The sequence below is a fragment of the Citrobacter sp. R4 genome, from assembly GCF_026719175.1.
GTDB classification, from domain to species: domain Bacteria; phylum Pseudomonadota; class Gammaproteobacteria; order Enterobacterales; family Enterobacteriaceae; genus Citrobacter_A; species Citrobacter_A sedlakii.
The window spans coordinates 1-820 of record NZ_JAPPSU010000056.1; the positions used below are offsets into that span (position 1 = coordinate 1).

The window sequence follows — 820 nt, forward strand, 5'->3', positions numbered from 1 at the left end:
AACCCGAAACAGGCGCTCATGAAGCCGAAGTGCCGCGCGCGCTCATCGCCATCAGTGATATCGGCAATATAAGCGCCGGCTACCGCCCCAGTCGCCCCGGTGATGCCGGCCACGATCCGCCCGATATGGGGTCTGACGCTCAGTGGAACGAAAACTCACGTTAAGGGATTTTGGTCATGAGATTATCAAAAAGGATCTTCACCTAGATCCTTTTAAATTAAAAATGAAGTTTTAAATCAATCTAAAGTATATATGAGTAAACTTGGTCTGACAGTTACCAATGCTTAATCAGTGAGGCACCTATCTCAGCGATCTGTCTATTTCGTTCATCCATAGTTGCCTGACTCCCCGTCGTGTAGATAACTACGATACGGGAGGGCTTACCATCTGGCCCCAGTGCTGCAATGATACCGCGAGACCCACGCTCACCGGCTCCAGATTTATCAGCAATAAACCAGCCAGCCGGAAGGGCCGAGCGCAGAAGTGGTCCTGCAACTTTATCCGCCTCCATCCAGTCTATTAATTGTTGCCGGGAAGCTAGAGTAAGTAGTTCGCCAGTTAATAGTTTGCGCAACGTTGTTGCCATTGCTGCAGGCATCGTGGTGTCACGCTCGTCGTTTGGTATGGCTTCATTCAGCTCCGGTTCCCAACGATCAAGGCGAGTTACATGATCCCCCATGTTGTGCAAAAAAGGGCACTGTTGCAAAGTTAGCGATGAGGCAGCCTTTTGTCTTATTCAAAGGCCTTACATTTCAAAAACTCTGCTTACCAGGCGCATTTCGCCCAGGGGATCACCATAATAAAATGCTGAGGCCTGGCC

General features: G+C 49.8%; 3 pseudogenes. All 3 read right to left on the bottom strand.

From position 1 onward, the window contains the following. Positions 1–128, bottom strand: a pseudogene (locus OOJ60_RS24520) (tetracycline resistance MFS efflux pump); the annotation flags it as partial. Positions 129–274: 146 nt separating this feature from the next. Next, a pseudogene (locus tag OOJ60_RS24525) lies at positions 275–691 on the bottom strand (serine hydrolase); the annotation flags it as partial. 54 nt (positions 692–745) lie between these two features. Continuing rightward, positions 746–820 (bottom strand): annotated as a pseudogene (locus tag OOJ60_RS24530) (IS6 family transposase); the annotation flags it as partial.